This is a genomic window from Burkholderia sp. BE12, assembly GCF_002959955.1.
In the GTDB taxonomy this organism is placed as follows: domain Bacteria; phylum Pseudomonadota; class Gammaproteobacteria; order Burkholderiales; family Burkholderiaceae; genus Burkholderia.
On sequence record NZ_PREY01000003.1, the window covers coordinates 16,832 to 34,673 of the forward strand.

18 protein-coding genes are annotated in these 17,842 nt (G+C 67.2%); 8 read left to right on the top strand and 10 right to left on the bottom strand.

Annotated features, from left to right (window positions below):
- Nucleotides 1–17: 17 nt before the first annotated feature.
- Nucleotides 18–1,769, bottom strand: a complete 1,752-nt coding sequence (gene ggt / locus C4B30_RS03820; RefSeq protein ID WP_105131802.1) for a gamma-glutamyltransferase — start codon at nucleotides 1,767–1,769, stop codon at nucleotides 18–20.
- A 367-nt stretch (nucleotides 1,770–2,136) separates the two neighbouring features.
- Here ggt and C4B30_RS03825 point away from each other — a divergent pair, with 367 nt between their 5' ends.
- The gene (locus C4B30_RS03825) at nucleotides 2,137–3,015 is read left to right on the top strand and encodes a MurR/RpiR family transcriptional regulator (RefSeq protein ID WP_105131803.1); all 879 of its coding nucleotides are present in this window, start codon (nucleotides 2,137–2,139) and stop codon (nucleotides 3,013–3,015) included.
- A 27-nt stretch (nucleotides 3,016–3,042) separates the two neighbouring features.
- Here C4B30_RS03825 and C4B30_RS03830 read toward each other — a convergent pair whose 3' ends face one another.
- From C4B30_RS03830 to C4B30_RS03840, 3 genes are all read right to left on the bottom strand, one after another.
- Nucleotides 3,043–4,389 (bottom strand): ABC transporter ATP-binding protein, encoded by a 1,347-nt coding sequence (locus C4B30_RS03830; protein ID WP_105131804.1) that lies wholly within the window; start codon nucleotides 4,387–4,389, stop codon nucleotides 3,043–3,045.
- Between the two features lie 11 nt (nucleotides 4,390–4,400).
- Nucleotides 4,401–6,152: an ABC transporter permease gene (locus tag C4B30_RS03835; RefSeq protein WP_105131805.1), complete on the bottom strand. Its 1,752-nt coding sequence runs from the start codon at nucleotides 6,150–6,152 to the stop codon at nucleotides 4,401–4,403.
- 80 nt (nucleotides 6,153–6,232) lie between these two features.
- Nucleotides 6,233–6,442 (bottom strand): hypothetical protein, encoded by a 210-nt coding sequence (locus C4B30_RS03840; RefSeq protein ID WP_027781030.1) that lies wholly within the window; start codon nucleotides 6,440–6,442, stop codon nucleotides 6,233–6,235.
- A gap of 254 nt (nucleotides 6,443–6,696) precedes the next feature.
- On the opposite strand from C4B30_RS03840, the gene C4B30_RS03845 reads away from it, so the two are divergent.
- Nucleotides 6,697–7,641, top strand: coding sequence for a metallophosphoesterase family protein (locus tag C4B30_RS03845; RefSeq protein WP_105131806.1), 945 nt, complete (start codon nucleotides 6,697–6,699; stop codon nucleotides 7,639–7,641).
- 19 nt (nucleotides 7,642–7,660) lie between these two features.
- Complete coding sequence (locus tag C4B30_RS03850; RefSeq protein ID WP_027781032.1) at nucleotides 7,661–8,002, top strand: cupredoxin domain-containing protein; 342 nt, start codon at nucleotides 7,661–7,663, stop codon at nucleotides 8,000–8,002.
- Nucleotides 8,003–8,155: 153 nt separating this feature from the next.
- On the opposite strand, the gene C4B30_RS03855 is transcribed toward C4B30_RS03850, so the two are convergent.
- The gene (locus C4B30_RS03855; RefSeq protein ID WP_105131928.1) at nucleotides 8,156–9,325 is read right to left on the bottom strand and encodes an alpha/beta fold hydrolase; all 1,170 of its coding nucleotides are present in this window, start codon (nucleotides 9,323–9,325) and stop codon (nucleotides 8,156–8,158) included.
- Nucleotides 9,326–9,418: 93 nt separating this feature from the next.
- Nucleotides 9,419–10,129, bottom strand: a complete 711-nt coding sequence (locus C4B30_RS03860) for an HAD family hydrolase (protein WP_105131927.1) — start codon at nucleotides 10,127–10,129, stop codon at nucleotides 9,419–9,421.
- Between the two features lie 247 nt (nucleotides 10,130–10,376).
- On the opposite strand from C4B30_RS03860, the gene C4B30_RS03865 reads away from it, so the two are divergent.
- On the top strand, nucleotides 10,377–10,685 hold the full coding sequence (locus tag C4B30_RS03865) for an ArsR/SmtB family transcription factor (protein ID WP_027781035.1): 309 nt from the start codon (nucleotides 10,377–10,379) through the stop codon (nucleotides 10,683–10,685).
- Between the two features lie 81 nt (nucleotides 10,686–10,766).
- On the top strand, nucleotides 10,767–11,828 hold the full coding sequence (locus tag C4B30_RS03870; RefSeq protein WP_089502020.1) for an alkene reductase: 1,062 nt from the start codon (nucleotides 10,767–10,769) through the stop codon (nucleotides 11,826–11,828).
- An 18-nt stretch (nucleotides 11,829–11,846) separates the two neighbouring features.
- Here C4B30_RS03870 and C4B30_RS03875 read toward each other — a convergent pair whose 3' ends face one another.
- Nucleotides 11,847–12,374 (bottom strand): GNAT family N-acetyltransferase, encoded by a 528-nt coding sequence (locus tag C4B30_RS03875; protein WP_105131807.1) that lies wholly within the window; start codon nucleotides 12,372–12,374, stop codon nucleotides 11,847–11,849.
- Between the two features lie 102 nt (nucleotides 12,375–12,476).
- Here C4B30_RS03875 and C4B30_RS03880 point away from each other — a divergent pair, with 102 nt between their 5' ends.
- Together C4B30_RS03880 and C4B30_RS03885 are read left to right on the top strand one after the other, a co-directional pair.
- Nucleotides 12,477–13,088: a LysE family translocator gene (locus tag C4B30_RS03880; protein WP_105131808.1), complete on the top strand. Its 612-nt coding sequence runs from the start codon at nucleotides 12,477–12,479 to the stop codon at nucleotides 13,086–13,088.
- A 54-nt stretch (nucleotides 13,089–13,142) separates the two neighbouring features.
- Nucleotides 13,143–14,099, top strand: a complete 957-nt coding sequence (locus C4B30_RS03885) for an alpha/beta hydrolase family protein (RefSeq protein ID WP_027781041.1) — start codon at nucleotides 13,143–13,145, stop codon at nucleotides 14,097–14,099.
- Here the strand turns inward: C4B30_RS03885 and C4B30_RS03890 are convergent, their stop codons facing one another.
- A complete protein-coding gene (locus tag C4B30_RS03890; protein WP_158683375.1) occupies nucleotides 14,100–15,020 on the bottom strand; it encodes a phosphatidylinositol-specific phospholipase C in 921 nt (306 codons plus the stop codon). It abuts the gene before it with no gap.
- Between the two features lie 6 nt (nucleotides 15,021–15,026).
- On the opposite strand from C4B30_RS03890, the gene C4B30_RS03895 reads away from it, so the two are divergent.
- Nucleotides 15,027–16,049 (top strand): LacI family DNA-binding transcriptional regulator, encoded by a 1,023-nt coding sequence (locus tag C4B30_RS03895; protein WP_105131810.1) that lies wholly within the window; start codon nucleotides 15,027–15,029, stop codon nucleotides 16,047–16,049.
- A 32-nt stretch (nucleotides 16,050–16,081) separates the two neighbouring features.
- On the opposite strand, the gene C4B30_RS03900 is transcribed toward C4B30_RS03895, so the two are convergent.
- Nucleotides 16,082–16,942: a carbohydrate ABC transporter permease gene (locus C4B30_RS03900; protein ID WP_105131929.1), complete on the bottom strand. Its 861-nt coding sequence runs from the start codon at nucleotides 16,940–16,942 to the stop codon at nucleotides 16,082–16,084.
- Complete coding sequence (locus C4B30_RS03905; protein WP_105131811.1) at nucleotides 16,939–17,808, bottom strand: carbohydrate ABC transporter permease; 870 nt, start codon at nucleotides 17,806–17,808, stop codon at nucleotides 16,939–16,941. Before C4B30_RS03905 ends, C4B30_RS03900 begins: the two co-directional genes overlap by 4 nt.
- Nucleotides 17,809–17,842 lie beyond the last annotated feature (34 nt).

A 17,842-nucleotide genomic window follows, 5' to 3' on the forward strand; every position in this document is an offset into this window, starting at 1 on the left:
GGCATGGAACGGTCGGCTCAGTAGCCGATCGCCGAGCCGGCCGGACGGCGCGGGTCGTTGTAGCCGTAGATGAAGCCGACACGCACGTTGCCGGACACGGACGAATCGTTGCCGGAACTCTGGCGGCTCGCCGCTTCGGTGCCCGGCAGGCCGACCATGATCAGCTCGGCGGCACCCCACGGCGTCTGCTCGACCATCTTGTAGCCCATGTTGCCCAGGATCGCGAGCGTGTCGGGCGACAGGCCGTAGGTTTCGTAATAGACCGCATCGGGCAGCCACTGGTGATGAATGCGCGGCGCGGCGACCGCGTCCTGCGGCGTCATCCCGTAGTCGATCACGTTCAGCACGGTCTGCAGCGTGATCGTGATGATGCGCGAACCGCCCGGCGAACCGACCACCATGAACACCTTGCCGTCCTTCTTCACGATGGTCGGCGCCATCGACGACAGCGGACGCTTGCCCGGCGCGATCGAATTGCGCGTGCCCTGTACGAGGCCGAACAGGTTCTGCGCGCCGACCTTCACGGTGAAGTCGTCCATCTCGTCGTTCAGGAAGAAGCCCGTGCCCGGCGCGATGACCACGGCGCCGAAGCGGCCGTTGACCGTATAGGTCGTCGACACCGCGTTGCCGTCGTGGTCGACGATCGAGTAATGCGTCGTTTCCGGCTTCTCGTGCACGCCGACACCGGGCTGCACGTCGACCGACGGCGTCGCCGTATCGGCATGGATGCTTTTGCGGATCTGCGCCGCGTACTCCTTGCTCGTCAGCTTCGCGACCGGGTTGTCGATGAAGTCCGGATCGCCGAGCAGCGTGTTGCGGTCTTCGTACGCATGGCGCATCGCTTCGGTCATATAGTGGACCGCCGCGGCCGAGTGGTAGCCGAGCTTGCGCAGGTCATACCCTTCGAGGATGTTCAGCGTCTCGCACATCGTCACGCCGCCCGAACTCGGCGGCGGCGCCGACACGAACTCGTAGCCGCGATACGTGCACGTCAGCGGCGCCATGTCCTGCGCGCGATAGGACGCGAAATCGGCCGCCGTGATCACGCCGCCGCCGCGCCGGGCCGCCGCCTCGACGATCTTCGGGATCTCGCCGTGATAGAACGCGTCGGGCCCCTGCTCCGCGATGCGTTCGAGCGTGCGGGCCAGATCCTTCTGCACCAGGCGGTCGCCCGGCTGCAGCGCCGTGCCGTCCGGGTGCAGGAAGATGCGCGCGGCTTCCGGGTCCTTCCTGAAGCGCTCGACCGTCGTGTCGAGGATGTCGGTATCGCCGCGCGTCAGCACGAAGCCGTCGCGCGCCAGCCGGATCGCCGGCGCCATCACCTGCTTGCGCGTCAGCTTCCCGTACTTGCGCTGCGCGAGATCGAGGCCGGCCACCGTGCCCGGCACGCCGACCGCGCGATAGCCGTACAGGCTCTGGTCCGGAATGACATTGCCCGCCGCATCGAGATACATGTTCGCGGACGCCGCGGCCGGTGCGGTCTCGCGGAAATTGATGAAGCGGTCGCGGCCGTCGGCCAGGTGGAGGGTCATGAAGCCGCCGCCGCCGATGTTGCCGCAGCACGAATTGGTCACGGCCTGCGCATAGCCGACGGCCACCGCCGCGTCCACCGCGTTGCCGCCTTCCTTGAGGATGTCGACGCCGATCTGCGACGCAAAGTGCTGCGACGACACGACCATGCCGTTCTTCGCTTCGACCGCCGGGTCCGACGCGGCGAACGCGCACACGCTCATCGCGGACAACAGGGTGAGTACTACGAGCCGCCTCATGACGGAATCCTCCAGACGAATAAACGGTCCATGCCGGGATGCGCGGCCGCGCCATTGCGTATCGACACCGCCAAGCCGGCATGTAATAAACGATACATTTCCGCAAGGCCGCGATCATAACATTCGCTTTTTTGCGTCAAAAACTAGGGTAATCACTGAAAATCAAGGCGAAGAAGTCTCGATGCGCCCGTCGAGGAGTGTTCGATTTATTACATATATGAACGGAGTCGTTGGCCTGATGATGCGTCCCTCTAATTTCGGACCGGACGCGGCCCGCCGCACGTCAATCGGCTAACATGCGTGCAGTTGCCGGCAGACGCCCGTCTGCCGTTTGATCGTTCAATTCAGATAGAGAGCCGGAGGGCCGATGGGGACGAGCATCAGGGCGTTGCTGTTATCCCAGATGAATAGCTTCACGCCGTCGGAACAGAAGGTCGCGCAGGCGTTGCTGGATCGCTATCCGAGTCTCGGGCTGGGCCCCATCGCGCAGTTTGCGAAGCAGGCGGAAGTCAGCGACCCGACCGTGTTCCGCTTCGTCGTCCGGATCGGCTTTCCGAACTACTCGTCGTTCCAGCAGGCGCTGCACGACGAGATCGACACCGCGATGAATTCGCCGCTCGCGCGGATGGATGCATTCCACTCGGAAACGGGCATGCGCGAGAGCCATGCGGCGATTTTCCAGCGGCTGTCCGAATCGCTCGCGACCACGATCGAAGGGCTCGACGCGGCCGCGTTCGACGCAGCGGTGGCGGTGCTGGCCGATCCGGACGTGCGCGTCTTCTGCGGCGGCGGGCGCTACACGGCGCCGCTCGCGTCGCTGTTCTCGTTCACGCTGGCCTATGCGCGGCCGCACGTGCAGTACGTCGAGCCGAACGTGAATCTCGCCTCCGTCGCGCTGGCCGACATGGGGCGCAACGATCTGCTCGTGATCTTCGACTTTCGCCGCTATCAGAAGGACAGCATTCGCTTCGCGCAGGCCGCGCATCGGCTGGGCGCCCGGATCCTGCTGATCACCGACGAATGGCGCTCGCCGATCGGCGAATTCGCGGAGATCGTGCTGCGGATCCAGAGCCGCCCTTTCGCGATGCTGCAGACCAACGTGCCGGCGCTGGCACTCGCCGAAGCGCTGGTGATCGGCGTGACGAACCGGCTGCCGGAACTGGCGCGGCAGCGGATGGAGAAGATCGAGCAGCTCAACGCGGGCGGGATCGAGTGGGATACCAGCCAGCGCGATCTGCCCGAATGACGCGTGGTCGCCATTCGGGCCTGGATCTCAACTCTCGACATCCTCCAGGCTGAACACTTCCGTCTTGTCGTTGTACGAAAAGACCTCCCCGTACCGCCCCCAGTCGATCACCGCGTCGAGCGTTTCCTCGGCCGCTTCGTCGGACAGAAAATCCTCCAGCTCCTGCTCGAAGCGCACGCGCGGCGCACGGTGACCCGGACGCTCGTTCAGCACTTTCCTGATCCGGGCGGCGAGCGGCACGTGCTTCAGCAGGTGATCGGCGAACATCAGCTTGCGCTCCTGCGTGCCGAATTCCGCGAACACGCGCGCGGGCGGCGTCAGGAACACGTCGCCTTCGCGCACGTCCGCGAAGCCGAGGTGCTGCAGCACTTCCACGATCGGAAACAGCTCGTCGACTTCCAGATGCAGCGTGCGCGCGATTTCCGGCATGTCCGCGCGGCCATGGTACGGCGCCATCGCGAGCGTCTCGATCAGGCCGGCCATCAGGTTGGTCGACACGCGCGGCATCCAGCTGCCGAGCTCGAGCCCCTTCTTCGTCGCCTCGCCGGTCTGGCGTGCGGTCATCTTCGCGTAGATGTCGTCGACGAGCTTGCGGAAATCGGTGTCGAGCCGGTTGCGCGGGTGCTTGAACGGCACCTTGATCTCGGCGATCACGCGGCCCGGGTTCGACGACAGCACGAGGATCCGGTCGCACATGAACACCGCTTCCTCGATGTTGTGCGTGACGATCAGCACCGACTTGATCGGCATGCGGCCCTGCGTCCACAGATCGAGCAGGTCGGTACGCAGCGTTTCGGCGGTCAGCACGTCGAGCGCGGAGAACGGCTCGTCCATCAGCAGGATGGTCGGATCGACGACGAGCGCGCGCGCAAAGCCGACGCGCTGACGCATCCCGCCCGACAGCTCGCGCGGATACGCGTTCTCGAAGCCGTCGAGACCGATCAGGTCGATCGCGGCCAGCGCGCGTTCGCGCCGCTCGCGCGCGCCGACGCCGAGGGCCTCCAGCCCGGCTTCCACGTTCTGCAGCACGGTGAGCCACGGAAACAGCGCGAAGGTCTGGAACACCATCGCGACGCCCTCGGCCGGGCCGCGCAACGGCTGGCCGAGATAGGTCACTTCGCCGCCGGTCGGCTCGATCAGCCCGGCGATGATGCGCAGCAGCGTCGACTTGCCCGAGCCCGACCGGCCGAGCAGGCCGACGATCTCGCCTTCGCGCAGCGACAGGTTCGCGTCGTCGAGCACGAGCAGTTCGCCCTGCGTCTTGTTGAAGCCGCGGTTCACGTGCTCGACGCGCAGGATTTCTTCACCGAGCCGGGGCGGCTGCAGCGGCTGGGACGTCTTGACGGGGGCGTTGATAACGGTCGAATTTTGCATCGCGCTTACTCTCAATCGAGACGGAGCCGGGATTCCGCATAGGCGTACATCGGACGCCACAGCAGGCGGTTGAACAAGGTAACGAACAGGGACATCACGGCGATGCCGAGGATGATCTTCGGGAAATCGCCGGCGGCGGTCGTTTGCGCGATATACGAGCCAAGACCGTGCGCGACGACCTTCGTGTCGCCCCACTGCACGAACTCGGACACGATGCTCGCGTTCCACGCGCCGCCCGATGCGGTGATCGCGCCCGTCACGTAGTACGGGAAGATGCCGGGCAGGATCGCCTGGCGCCACCACTGCCAGCCGCGGATGCGGAAATTCTTCGTCGCTTCCTTGTAATCGTTCGGATAGGACATCGCACCGGCAATCACGTTGAACAGGATGTACCACTGCGTGCCGAGCACGATCAGCGGCGACAGCCAGATGTCCGCGTTCAGATGAAAACGGACGATCACGATCACGAACACCGGAAACAGCAGGTTCGCCGGGAACGCGGCGAGGAACTGCGCGAGCGGCTGGATCTTCTCGGCGAGCTTCGGGCGCAGCCCGATCAGCACGCCGAGCGGCACCCAGATCACGGAGGCGATCGCGATCAGTACCAGCACGCGCAGCAGCGTGACGAGCCCGAGCACCAGCACGTGGCCGACCTCGGCCATCGTCACGCCGGTCGCGACGAAGCTGACGACGCGCCACACGACGTACACCGTCAGCAGGATCACGAACGCGCCCCACACGACGTCGCCGATGCGCGACGACCGGCGCGCCGATGCGCCGCGCACCCGCGTGCCCTTCGACGCCGGCACGCGCAGCGGAATCCGCGCGGCCTGCGACAGCAGCCAGCCGGCCGGCACGAGCAACTGATGGATCAGATGCGTGCGACGCATCATGTCGAGCAGCCAGGATTGCGGCGCATCACCCGACGCGGTGTTCTCCATCCGGAACTTGTCGGCCCACGCGACGAGCGGGCGAAACAGGAACTGGTCGTAGGCGAGGATCACGACCGACATCGCGACGATCACCCAGCCGACCGCGCCGAGATTCTTGTCCGCGATCGCCTGCGCGAGATACGCGCCGATGCCCGGCAACGTGATCGTCTGGTTGCCGACCGTGATCGCCTCCGATGCGACGACGAAGAACCAGCCGCCCGACATCGACATCATCATGTTCCAGATCAGGCCCGGCATCGAGAACGGCACCTCGAGCTTCCAGAAGCGCTGCCACGACGTCAGATGGAAGCCGCGCGACACTTCGCTCAAGTCGCGCGGCACCGTGCGCAGCGACTGATAGAAGCTGAACGTCATGTTCCACGCCTGGCTCGTGAAGATCGCGAAGATCGCGGCCAGCTCCGCACCGAGCACACGCCCCGGAAACAGCGCAAGGAAGAACGTGACCGTAAACGAGATGTAGCCGAGCACCGGCACCGACTGCAGGATGTCGAGGATCGGGATCAGCACCATGCCCGCGCGGCGGCTCTTGGCGGCGAGCGTGCCGTAGGCGAGCGTGAACGTAAGCGACGCGACCATCGCGGCGAGCATCCGCAGCGTGGTGCGCAGCGCGTATTCGGGCAGGTTCGACGGATCCAGCGAGATCTTCTGAGTCTGCAGCACGCCGATCGGCGCCATCGTCTGGTGAAAACCGACGATCGCCATCGCCAGCACGCAGATGATCAGCGGAAACGCGACGGCATCCCAGCGGTTGGGCAGCACGCGCCACGCCGAGGCGTTCGCGGTGCGGTTCGGATCGAAACGGATATCCATCGGTAGCGTCTTGTGTCGAATTGAAAATCGATGGGTCCGGCCGCGTGCCGCGCGGCCGGGCGTCGCACCCACGGTGCGAATCAGGTCAGCCCGTGCAGTGCCCGGCAGGAGATGGCCGATCGCGCGAACGGCAGCACCGAGCCTTCCTTGACGAAGCGGAAATCGACGCCGGGACGCATGCCGACATGGGCGATGCCGCGGGCAATGATCAGAAAAAACAGCGCGAGGCTGAAGGTGCGCGTGCGGTGACCGACCGCACCGACCGTGTCCGTTGCCGCGAGGCTCGGCATGAAGGGCTCCGGAGAGGTGATTCGGAGTGGGAGGCTATCGGGCGGTCGTGACGCAAATGTGACGTGTCACTTACAGGACATTGACAGGTCGTCCGGCGGGCGTCGCGCATCGCCCCGTCGGGCGCCAACACGAGGGTTCGATCTCGCAACGGCCGGGAATAAATCCGCCGCCTCGCCGGTATCGCATGCGAAAGCGCCGGCTTATTCCAGGACGATCCGGCCGTCCGGTTTCGTCACACGAATGCGAGGCTTACATGTCTTCATCGACCCCCACCCGCCCGTCGCGCCGCAAGGCCCTGCAGTGCATGGCCTTCGGTGGGCTCGGCACGCTGTTCACGCTGTCGGGCGGCATCCTCACCCCGTTCGACCTCGCGCTCGCGCAGACCGGCGACGCGCGCCCGGCCGACGCGGGCCGGCCGCTGTTCGTGCAGATCAGCGATACGCACATCGGCTTCAACAAGGACGCGAATCCCGACGTGTCGGCCACGCTGAAGCAGACGATCGACCTCGTCAACGGGATGCCCGCGCTGCCCGCGCTGACGATCCATACCGGCGACATCACGCACCTCTCGAAGCCGGAGGAATTCGACCACGCGTCGCAGTTGCTGTCCGCGCTGCGCGTGCCGGAACTGCATACGGTGCCCGGCGAACACGACGTCACCGACAGTTCGGGCGCCGAATATTTCGGCCGCTTCGGCAAGGCGTCGGACAATCGCGGCTATTACAGCTTCGACCATGCGGGCGTGCACTTCATCGGCCTCGTCAACGTGATGCACTTCAAGCCGAACGGGCTCGGCAGCTTCGGCGACGAGCAGCTTGCGTGGCTCGCGCAGGACCTGAAAGGCCGCTCGTCGAGCACGCCGATCGTCGTGTTCTCGCACATGCCGATGTGGACCATCTACGAACCGTGGGGCTGGGGCACGGGCGACGCACCGCAGACGATGGCGCTACTGCGCCGCTTCGGCTCGGTCACCGTCCTGAACGGACACATCCATCAGATCGTGTCGAAGGTCGAGGGCAACGTGACGTTTCATACCGCCCGCTCGACCGCGTTCCCGCAACCGACTGCCGGCAACGGCCCGGGCCCCGTCCCGCTCACGGTGCCGCACGACCGGCTGCCGTCGATGCTCGGCGTGACGACCGTCGAATTCGCCGGCCATCCGGTCGCGTCGTCGCTGCACGATGCGACGCTCGCGTGATCGATACGAGGAGACCGACATGATCCGCTTCAAGCCATCTCGAGTCATCGCGGTGCTGATCCTGTGCGGCGCGGCCGCCGGCACGCCGCTCGCCGCATTCGCGCAGGGCCCCGACGGCCCGCTCGTGACGATCCGCAATTTCATGTTTTCGCCGATGTCGACTACGATCAAGGCCGGCACGACCATCACGTGGAAGAACCTCGACGCGGAGCCGCACACCGTCGTCAACGACGCGGGCATCTTTCATTCGAAGGCGCTCGACCAGGACGAGACGTACGCGTTCCGCTTCGACAAGCCGGGCGTCTACAAGGTGTTCTGCGGGATTCATCCGTACATGAAGGAGACGATCACCGTCGAATGACGCGGCCCGCCGCGACACGCGCGAGCGAACGACGGGCGGCAGCCGCCTGCGAAGGCCGTCGTCCCGTTCGCCCGCGAGGTGAACGGAGCCGCCCACGATGCGTGCATTTTCCGGTCGATCGCTTTTCGTCACGGGCGAGCCTTGCACGCGGGCTCACTGCCCCGCTGCGCGCAGCTCCGGCGCGGTGCCGGCGACGACCGGACACGACTGCGGCAACGCCTGCCCGAACAACACGGCCAGCCCGCAAGCGGACGTGAACATGCCGAGGCCGTCATGCCCGACACCCGGCACTTCGACGACCTGCTGCGCGAGATCGTCCGGATGCCGCTTCTTCAGGTAATCGAAATAGGCGAGCCCGCGCGCCAGCCGGTACGGCCCCTGCGCCATCGCCGCGCACGAGCGGTCGATGAAATGCGTGTATGGATTCGTGTCGGCCTGCCCGAGCAGGTACACGACATGACGCGCGACGTAGCGCGTTTCGAGATCGCGCACGTCCTGCGACGCAACGTACGGCGGCGCCGACTTCAGCCCGTACTTCCATTCGGTCGCGCGCGGACAGGGGCCGCCTGCAAGGGCCTCGGCATTCGGCCGTTCGTCGTCGAAATACAGGTAACTCGACGGGTTCGCGACCACGTAGCGCACGGCAATGCCGGTGCGCGCGAGCGCGTCGCCTTCGCGCCCGGCCACCGCATAACGCTGCAACAACTGCGCGCCGGCAGAGTGGCCGATCACGACGACCGTCGACAACGACGGATACAGGCCGCGGTCGGCGAAATGCGCGAGCAACGCGTCGAGCGCCGTGAACGAGCTGATCGGGCCCGGCTCGCGCGCCGGTTCGCCGCCCTTCCATCCTTCCTGCGTCCACGCGAGCGTCGATGCATCCAACGAAAACGCCCGCGTATCGGCGCGTGTCAGGAACTGCGGCGCGACCACCATCGTGCCCGCGCCGGTCGCACCGGCCTTTTCGACGACCTTGCGCCCCGATGCGTAGTACGCGTCGGCGTTACGGAGCGTGCCGTGAATCACGATGAACACGCGCGTGACGTCGGGCGCGGCCTGGTCGAGCGGATGGTCGGCGTAGACGGGCAGCTCCGCACGGCCCTGCGGCGTGTCGACGGTCACGCGCTGGTCGGCGACGGCCTTGACCGGCGCTTCGAGACGTTCGCGCTGCGTGGGCGTGGCGGCTGCGGCCGGCTGCGCGCCGGCCAGCATGCCGGCCGCGGCCCAGGCTACCGCGAGCGGAACGGCGAATGACAGGGCACGAGCATCCGGCAACGCACGCGAGCGTCGGATGCGGGCAAAGGCGACGGAAATGACGGAAATGACGGACATGGCGGCGGCTCGGGTGGCGGATATGACTTGAACGGCGATGGTCACAGAATCCGTCGCTCGGTGTCGCCCGTTACGGAAAACGGGTCAGCCGGCCGGTTGCGCCCCCGGTTCGGCGTCGGCGCACGCTTCGCCCGCTCGACGCTGCATCCGCTGCACGATGCCGGCCAGTTCGCCGATATGCGTCGGCACCGCCTGCTTGCCGGCGCGCGCCCACGCGTCGAACGACGTCATGCCGCTCACCGCGCCGACGAACGGCACGCCGGCGCGATCGGCCGCCTGCGCGTCCACCGCGTGGTCGCCGACGTAGATCGCCGCCCCAGCCGGCAAGCCCAGCCGCGCCAGTGCCTGCACGAGCCCTTCCGGGTCCGGCTTGTGGCGCTGCACGTCTTCCCCGCCGATCAGCACGTCGACAAACGATTGCAAGCCATTGCGTTCGAGAATCGCCTCGATCCGGTAGCGAAACTTGGACGACACAATCGCGATGGCGAGCCCTTGCTCGCGTAACGCCGCAAGCAGCGGCGGCACTTCGGGATAAATACGGGTGCCGGGCACCATGATCTCGTCGGCGCGCGCCACGAAATGCCGCGCGAACGCATCGGCCCGCGCCGCACCGGTGTCTCCCGTCAACGAACGGAACATGTCCGGCAGCGGCAGTCCGATCACGGCGCCGATCCGCGCGGGTGTCGGGCCGGCGGCTCCGAGCTGATGCAGCGCATATTCAGTGCACGCGATGATCGCGGCGGACGAATCCGCCAGCGTCAGGTCGAAATCGAATATGACGGCCCGAACAGGCATGAACGACTCCATATGCAAAGCGCGATGGCACGTATGTTACGCGGGTGGCGATAGGGAATCGTCGACGAGATGGCCTGAAACCGGCGGCCACGTGGAACGCGCTTCGCCCGCCGTTGATCCGTCCCCGCGATCGCCGCACGCTATCAACCCCATTGCCGACAGTGCTTTCAAGCATATCGTAGAAATACGATATAAGATTCGCCCATCGACGATACCCGTTTGCCTGATCGAAACACCCACCCTTTCCATGCCGACCGAACTCGACATCGACGCGATCCTGAAAGCGCTCTCGAACCCCGTGCGCCGGGAGATCCTCGTCTGGCTGAAAACGCCCGGCGAGCATTTTCCGCAGCAGACGCTGCCGTACGAACACGGTGTCTGCGCGGGCCAGATCGACGCGCGCTGCGGGCTGTCGCAGTCGACCGTCTCCGCGCACCTCGCCACGCTGCAGCGCGCGGGGCTCGTGACGTCGACGCGGATCGGCCAATGGGCGTTCTTCCGGCGCAACGAGGCCGTCATCGACGCATTTCTCGACGCCCTGCGCCGCGAACTCTAGCCAACGGCCGAACCGGCCATGCGGGGCGCCATCGCACATGACGCGATGGCTTCCCCGCCTTTCGTGAAGAGGTTATTTGCCATGCCCACACTGTTCGATCCCGTTACCCTCGGCGACCTGACCCTGCCGAACCGCATCGTGATGGCGCCGCTCACCCGCTCCCGTGCGGGCGCGGCGCGCGTGCCGAACGCGCTGATGGCGCGCTACTACGCCGAGCGCGCATCGGCCGGCCTGATCATTACCGAAGCGACGTCGGTCACGCCGCAAGGCGTCGGCTATGCCGACACGCCCGGCATCTGGTCCGACGAGCAAGTCGAAGGCTGGAAGCAGATCACGCAGGCCGTGCACGCGGCGGGGGGGCGCATCGTGCTGCAACTCTGGCACGTCGGCCGGATCTCCGATCCGATGTTCCTGAACGGCGACCTGCCGGTCGCGCCGAGCGCGATCGCCGCGGGCGGCCACGTGAGCCTCGTGCGTCCGCAGCGTCCGTACGTGACGCCGCGCGCGCTCGAACTCGACGAAATTCCGGGCATCGTCGCCGCGTACCGCAAGGGCGCCGAGAACGCGAAGGCAGCGGGCTTCGACGGCGTGGAGATTCACGGCGCGAACGGCTACCTGCTCGACCAGTTCCTGCAGGACAGCACCAATCACCGCACCGATGCGTACGGCGGCCCGATCGAGAATCGCGCCCGCCTGATGCTCGAAGTGGTCGACGCGGCGATCGACGTGTGGGGCGCCGGCCGGGTCGGCGTGCACCTCGCACCGCGCGGCGACGCGCATACGATGGGCGACTCCGATCCGGCGGCAACGTTCGGTTATGTCGCGCGCGAACTCGGCCGCCGCAAGATCGCGTTCATCTTCACGCGCGAATCGTATTCGGGCGACCACTTGAGCCCGCGCCTGAAGGAAGCGTTCGGCGGCCCGCTGATCGCGAACGAGCAGTTCACGCTCGATACCGCGCAGGCCGCGCTCGCGAACGGCAGCGCCGACGCGATCGCCTGGGGCAAGCTGTTCATCGCGAACCCGGACCTGCCGCGCCGCCTCGAAATCGGTGCGCCGCTCAACAAGCCGGTGCCAGAGACGTTCTACGCGGAAGGCGAAACAGGCTACACCGACTACCCGGCGCTGAGCGACGCGGCCTGACGGCACGACGGCGCGTGCTCAGGCGTGCACGTCCGCACGCATGAATACGCGCCGCGTTTCGTCGAGACCGAGCGCGACGTGGTGCGCGCGGATCGCACGCAGCGCGTCGTCGAGCGCCGCATCGTCGATGATCCGGAAACCGAGGCGTGCGTAGTAAGGCGCGTTCCATGGCGCGTCGCGGAACGTCGACAGCACCGCCTGCTCGATATGCTCCCGCGCCGCGTGCGCCATCACACGTTCGATGAGACGTGCGCCAATCCGCTGTCCGGCATGCGACGGCGCGACGTCCAGTTCCTCCAGATACAACCGCTGCGCATCGAGCAGCCGGTAGAAGGCGAATCCGATGCACGTGCCGTGCGGATCGACCGCGACATACGCGCGACCGTCGTCGATCCGCACCAGCACGGCGGCCGCATCGGTGGGCTCGCCGTCGGCGATATCATCCATGCCGATCGTGCGAAACCGCTGCGCGGCGGCGACTTCCACGGCGGCCATCGCGGCCGCGTCTTCCCGCGTGGCGGGGCGAATCAGGATCGATGCAGGCATGACGGCAATTCGGGCAGGCGGTCTGGAACGGCCGTCACTATAATCGAAACTTCATACGTATCGTTTCGAACGATTTCGAACGCCCGATCCACGAGGTCCGTCATGACGTTGTCCGCACTCGCCGTCTTCGCCTTCGCACTGCTCGTCACGGCCGGCACGCCCGGCCCGAGCGTCGCCGCGCTCGTCGCGCGCGTGCTGACGAACGGCGTGCGCGACGTGCTGCCGTTCCTCGCCGCCATGTGGCTCGGCGAAGCGCTGTGGCTCACGCTCGCGGTCGCGGGGCTGTCCGCGTTCGTGCGCACGTTCGCAACGGGCCTGATCGTGCTCAAGCTGCTCGGCGTCGCATACCTGCTGTTCCTCGCGTGGAAGATGTGGAGCGCGCCGACCGATACGGGTGGGGACGACCTGCCGCGCGGCCAGTCGCCGTGGCGCATGTTCGTCGCGGGCATGCTGGTCACGCTCGGCAACCCGAAGATCATGCTGTTCTATCTTGCGCTGCTGCCGACGATCGTCGATCTGACGCACGTCGGCATCGTCGCGTGGGCCGAACTCGTCGGCACGATGTTGGCGATCCTGATTCTCGCCGACTGCTTCTGGTCGCTGCTCGCGTCGCGTGCGCGTGCGTTGCTCACCTCGGCACGCGCGAAGCGGATCGCGAACCGCACGAGCGCGACCGCGATGGCCGGCGCCGCGGTGGCGATCGCGACGCGGTAAGCCGCCGGGCGGCGCGCATCGCGCCTCCGTTTGTCCGTCGCCTCGGGAATCGACATGAAAACCTGGCTATCGACTGTCCTGCTCTGCCTGTCCGCCACGGTCGCGCACGCGGCCGGTGTCAAGTTCGTCCGGATCCCCGCCGATGCATCCGGCCCCGAGTTGCGTGCGATCGTGTGGACGCCGTGCGCGGAGGCGATGCAAACGCTCACGGTCGGCCCTTACACACTGAAAGGACGTCGCGACTGCCCGACCGCCGGCGACAAGCTTCCGCTCGTCGTGATCTCGCACGGTCATGGCGGCACATTCCTCGGCCACCACGATCTGGCCGAAACGCTCGCCAATGCAGGCTTCGTCATCGCGGCGATCAACCATCCGGGCGACACGTTCTCCGACATGAGCCGCGCGACCGACCTGCAGGACTTCGTCGAGCGGCCGGCCGATATCAAGCGCCTGGTGGACTACATGCTCGATCACGCGCCGGATGCCGCGCACATCGACCGGGCGCGCGTCGGTTTCTTCGGCTTTTCGCGCGGCGGGTATACGGGCCTCGTACTCGCCGGCGGCAATCCGGATTTCGCACACGCGCCGGTCGCCTGCCCTGACCCGACCTGGCCGATCTGCAAGCAGATCTGGGCCGGCGACCTGCCGAAGGCGCCGCTGACGCACGACCCGCGCATCAAGGCCTACGTGCTCGCCGATCCGCTCGACGAATTCCCGACGGCCGATACGCTAAAGGACGTGCATGCACCGATCCAGCTCTGGGCGTCCGAGGCAGGCGGCGACGGCGTGGAGCCGGACACGGCCCCCGCGCTGGCCGCGCTGCTGCCGCAACGGCCTGACTTCCACGTCGTGCCGAATTCCGCGCATTTCGCGTTTCTCGCGCCGTGCCCCGAACAACTGGCCCACGACGCGCCCGACATCTGCACGGACGCAAAGGGATTCGATCGCACCGCGTTCCACGCCTCGTTCGACGCGAAGGCACTCGCATTCTTCAACGCGAATCTTCGCTAACTAACAGCGAAACGCCTTGCGCCACGTGCCCGGCGCCGGCACATGATCGTTGCATTCGATCAGCGCACGCACCAGCGCCCAGTCGTCGTCGTCGCAGAAATCGAGCAGCACCGCGCCGTACGGGCCGCGCTGCTCGCGCAAGCGCTCGGCCAGTCGCGCATGAATGCCCTGCACGCGGCCATCGCCGAATGCGACCACCGACGGATTCGCCCCCATCCCCGTTCCGCTGCAGAAACTGAGCGCCCAGCGGCCGCTGTCCGGCAACGGCAGATGCGTCAGCAACGCGTCGATCGCGCGCCACTTCCACGCGATCGACGCGGCCACCGGCACGCGATATTCGTCCTGAATCACGAATGCACCGTCCGGATGGTCGATCGTAAACGTCGCGTTGTCGGGCCACGCGGTCAGGTCGATGCCGAGCGGCCGGCCGCTGCGAAAGCGCCGCAACAGCACGACCGCGCCGCGCACGTCGCCGAGCGTCGGCAGCGCGCCGCCGGCATGCCAGCGCAGCCGCGGATGCCGCGCGCGATGCGCGTCGAACGTCGCATCGAAACCGCGCGTGCACGCCTGCGCCGGCCACTCGTCCTTCACCGACATCACGATGCATTCGCGCGGATGCGTATCGAGAAAGCGCGTACAGGTTGCCAGCACGTCGTCGAACGTCATGCCGAGCGCGATGCCGCCATGATGGATGTCGAATGCATCGCGCACGTGCCGGCAGCGGATGTCGAGCAGCCGCACGCCATGTGCGAGCTGCGCATCGAGCGGCGCTCGCTGCGTGCGCACCAGCCGATCGTCGACCGTATACGCACAGGTGTCATGGCTGCCCGGTAGGGTCAGCGTATGCAGCAGCCGCGCGTCGTCGAGCGCCGACATCCAGTCGGCAGGCGGCATGCACGTATCGTGGCTCGAAGGGATCATGAATCGATGAATGACAAGGAAAGAAAACCGTGGGTCACCGCGGCGGACGTCGCGGCGCGGGCCGGCGTCTCGCGTTCAGCAGTGTCGCGCGCGTTCTCGCCGGCGGCAAGCATCGCACCGCAAACACGTGAGCGCGTGATGGTCGCCGCGCGTGCGCTGGGCTACCAGGTCAACCTGATCGCGCGCGACATGATCACGCAGCGCAGCAGCATGATCGGCGTCGTGACGGCCGGGTTCGAGAACCCGTTCCGCGCGCGGCTGCTGTCGGACCTGATGGCCGCGCTCGGGCAGCGCGCGTTCACGCCGCTCGTGACCAATGCGGAAGATCCGCGCCAGGTGCGGCAATCGCTCGAACAACTGCTGAGCTACCGGATCGCGGGCCTCGTGATGACGTCCGCATCGCCGCCGCTGTCGGTCGCGCAGCAGTATCTCGAACACCGGATTCCGGTCGTGATGATCAACCGCGAAGCGAACCTGCCGGGCGCGGATGTGGTCGTGAGCGACAACGCGGCGGGCGCCGCCCATGCCGCGCAGCGGCTCGTGCGGGCCGGCGCGCGCCGGCTCGCGTTCGTCGGGCCGCGCGGCGCGAGCTACAGCGCGCGGTCGCGCGCCGTGGCGTTCGAGCAGGCGATCGGGCAACGCGACGCGTTCGACGCGACGCTCGTACGCGTGCTCGACACGCCGTCCGACACCCACGCCAGCGGGATCGACGCCGCGCGGCAACTGTTCGCGACCGGCGAGCGGCCCGACGGCGTGTTCTGCTCGTCCGACCTGCTCGCGCTCGGCGTGATCGACGTCGCGCGCGGCGAATTCGGCTTGCGCGTGCCGGAGGATCTGCGCGTGATCGGCTTCGACGACATCCCCGCCGCCGAATACGATGCGTATCGGCTGACGACGCTGCGGCAGGACACGCGCGGCCTCGCGCACGCGGCGATCGACCTGCTCGCCGACCGGATGCAGACGTTCGACGGCCCGTCGCGCACGTGCGTCGTACCGGTCACGCAGGTGGTGCGGGACAGTTGCGCGTAACGACGCCGGACCGGGCGCGGCCGCGCCGCGCGTCACTTCAACCCGCCCGCGAACCCGCGCAACAGGTAGCGCTGCACATAGCCGGCCACGGCGAGCGTGGGCAGCGACGCCATCAGCCCCGCGCTCATCAGGTCGCCCCAGTCGATGCCGTTCTCCGTCACGTAGCCGGCAATCGCGAGCGGCAGCGTGAAGCGGCTCGGCGTCGACACGAACAGCAGCGCGATCAGAAATTCGTTCCAGGCCGCGATGAACACGAAGATCGCGGTCGCGATCAGCCCCGGCGCGCACAGCGGCAGCACGATCTGCACGAGCCGCCGCGCGAGCCCCGCGCCATCGATGCACGCCGCTTCCTCGTATTCGATCGGTACGTCGCGCACGAACGCGAGCAGCATCCAGATCGCCATCGGCAGTGCGTAGATTTGATACGCGAGCATCAGGCCGAGCGTCGAATCGAGCAGGTGCAGCCGCTTCGCGAGCGCGAACAGCGGCACCGCGATCGTGATCGGCGGCATCAGCTTCAACGCCAGCACGAGCACCAGGAACAGCAGGTCGAGCCGCGCCGGAAACCGCAGCCGCACGAGCGCGTACGCGGCCGGAAACGCGAGCGCCAGCGCGAGCAGCGTCGTGCCGAAGCCGACCAGCAGCGAATTGGCGAGCGGCGCGCCGATGCCGTTGGACCACACCGACACAAAATGCTCGACGGTCGGTGCGGCAGGCCAGATCCGCAACGGATGATCGAGGCGTTCGAGTGTCGGCATGAAGGCCGCGCCGGCCATCCACAGGCACGGCAGCAGCAATAGCGCGAGCGCGACGACGCGCAGCGCCCACGGCATCGCGTGACCGAGTACCGCGCCCGTTCGTGCGCGCGAGATGCCCGCCGATTGCGTCGTCATGCGCGCCGCTTGCGAACCGTCTGCCATACGTACCCCGAGACCAGCAGCGCGGATGCCGCGAGCATCAGCACCGACGCGGCACTCGCCGGCCCGACGTTGAAGAAGCGGAAGCCCGTGTCGTAAATGTAGGTCGACAGCGTCTGCGTCGCATTGCCGGGGCCGCCGCCCGTCAGCGCATAGACCTTGTCGAACAGCTTGAACGTGTCGATCGAGCGCAGCAGCAGCGCGAGGCCGATCTGCGGCGCCGCGAGCGGCAGCGTGATGTCGCGCAGGCACTGCCACTCGCTCGCGCCGTCGGTGCGTGCGGCTTCGTACAGTTCCTGCGGGATCGACTGCAGCCCGGCCAGCACGATCAGGAACGCCATCGGCGTCCACTGCCACACGTCGACGAGCGCGAGCGACCATAGCGCGAGGTGCGGATCGGACAGCCAGCGCACGCCGTCGACGCCGAACGCCGCGAGCAGCGCGTTCAGGAACCCGTCGAAGTTCAGCCAGTTGCGCCAGATCGCCGAGCACACGAGCGTGGACAGCATCATCGGCAGGATCGCGAGCGGCAGCGCGATACGCCGCCCCGGAAACGCGCGCACGAACAGCAGCGCGAGGCCGAAACCGAGCGCGACTTCGGCGAGCGATGCGACGATCGTGAAGCGCAGCGTGTTGCCGAAGCCGGCCGTGAACGCGTCGTCGGCGAGCACCGCGCGATAGTTCGCCAGCCCCGCGAACGCGCGGCGGCCGGCCGAGTAATCGACCCGGCAGAACGAGTCGATCAGCACCTGCGCGACCGGATACAGCGCAAGCGCGGCGAGCACCAGCAGCGCCGGCCCGAGCAGCGCGACGAACGGCAGGCCGCGGCCGAACGCTTTCATGCGGCCTCCCTGGCCGACGGATTGACGTGCGCGG

Bases quoted from the DNA above. Each gene is read 5' to 3' on its own strand.
- ggt (WP_105131802.1), bottom strand. From the start codon at position 1,769: ATGAGGCGGCTCGTAGTACTCACCCTGTTGTCCGCGATGAGCGTGTGC.
- C4B30_RS03825 (WP_105131803.1), top strand. From the start codon at position 2,137: ATGGGGACGAGCATCAGGGCGTTGCTGTTATCCCAGATGAATAGCTTC.
- C4B30_RS03830 (WP_105131804.1), bottom strand. From the start codon at position 4,389: ATGCAAAATTCGACCGTTATCAACGCCCCCGTCAAGACGTCCCAGCCG.
- C4B30_RS03835 (WP_105131805.1), bottom strand. From the start codon at position 6,152: ATGGATATCCGTTTCGATCCGAACCGCACCGCGAACGCCTCGGCGTGG.
- C4B30_RS03840 (WP_027781030.1), bottom strand. From the start codon at position 6,442: ATGCCGAGCCTCGCGGCAACGGACACGGTCGGTGCGGTCGGTCACCGC.
- C4B30_RS03845 (WP_105131806.1), top strand. From the start codon at position 6,697: ATGTCTTCATCGACCCCCACCCGCCCGTCGCGCCGCAAGGCCCTGCAG.
- C4B30_RS03850 (WP_027781032.1), top strand. From the start codon at position 7,661: ATGATCCGCTTCAAGCCATCTCGAGTCATCGCGGTGCTGATCCTGTGC.
- C4B30_RS03860 (WP_105131927.1), bottom strand. From the start codon at position 10,129: ATGCCTGTTCGGGCCGTCATATTCGATTTCGACCTGACGCTGGCGGAT.
- C4B30_RS03865 (WP_027781035.1), top strand. From the start codon at position 10,377: ATGCCGACCGAACTCGACATCGACGCGATCCTGAAAGCGCTCTCGAAC.
- C4B30_RS03870 (WP_089502020.1), top strand. From the start codon at position 10,767: ATGCCCACACTGTTCGATCCCGTTACCCTCGGCGACCTGACCCTGCCG.
- C4B30_RS03875 (WP_105131807.1), bottom strand. From the start codon at position 12,374: ATGCCTGCATCGATCCTGATTCGCCCCGCCACGCGGGAAGACGCGGCC.
- C4B30_RS03880 (WP_105131808.1), top strand. From the start codon at position 12,477: ATGACGTTGTCCGCACTCGCCGTCTTCGCCTTCGCACTGCTCGTCACG.
- C4B30_RS03885 (WP_027781041.1), top strand. From the start codon at position 13,143: ATGAAAACCTGGCTATCGACTGTCCTGCTCTGCCTGTCCGCCACGGTC.
- C4B30_RS03890 (WP_158683375.1), bottom strand. From the start codon at position 15,020: ATGATCCCTTCGAGCCACGATACGTGCATGCCGCCTGCCGACTGGATG.
- C4B30_RS03895 (WP_105131810.1), top strand. From the start codon at position 15,027: ATGAATGACAAGGAAAGAAAACCGTGGGTCACCGCGGCGGACGTCGCG.
- C4B30_RS03900 (WP_105131929.1), bottom strand. From the start codon at position 16,942: ATGACGACGCAATCGGCGGGCATCTCGCGCGCACGAACGGGCGCGGTA.
- C4B30_RS03905 (WP_105131811.1), bottom strand. From the start codon at position 17,808: ATGAAAGCGTTCGGCCGCGGCCTGCCGTTCGTCGCGCTGCTCGGGCCG.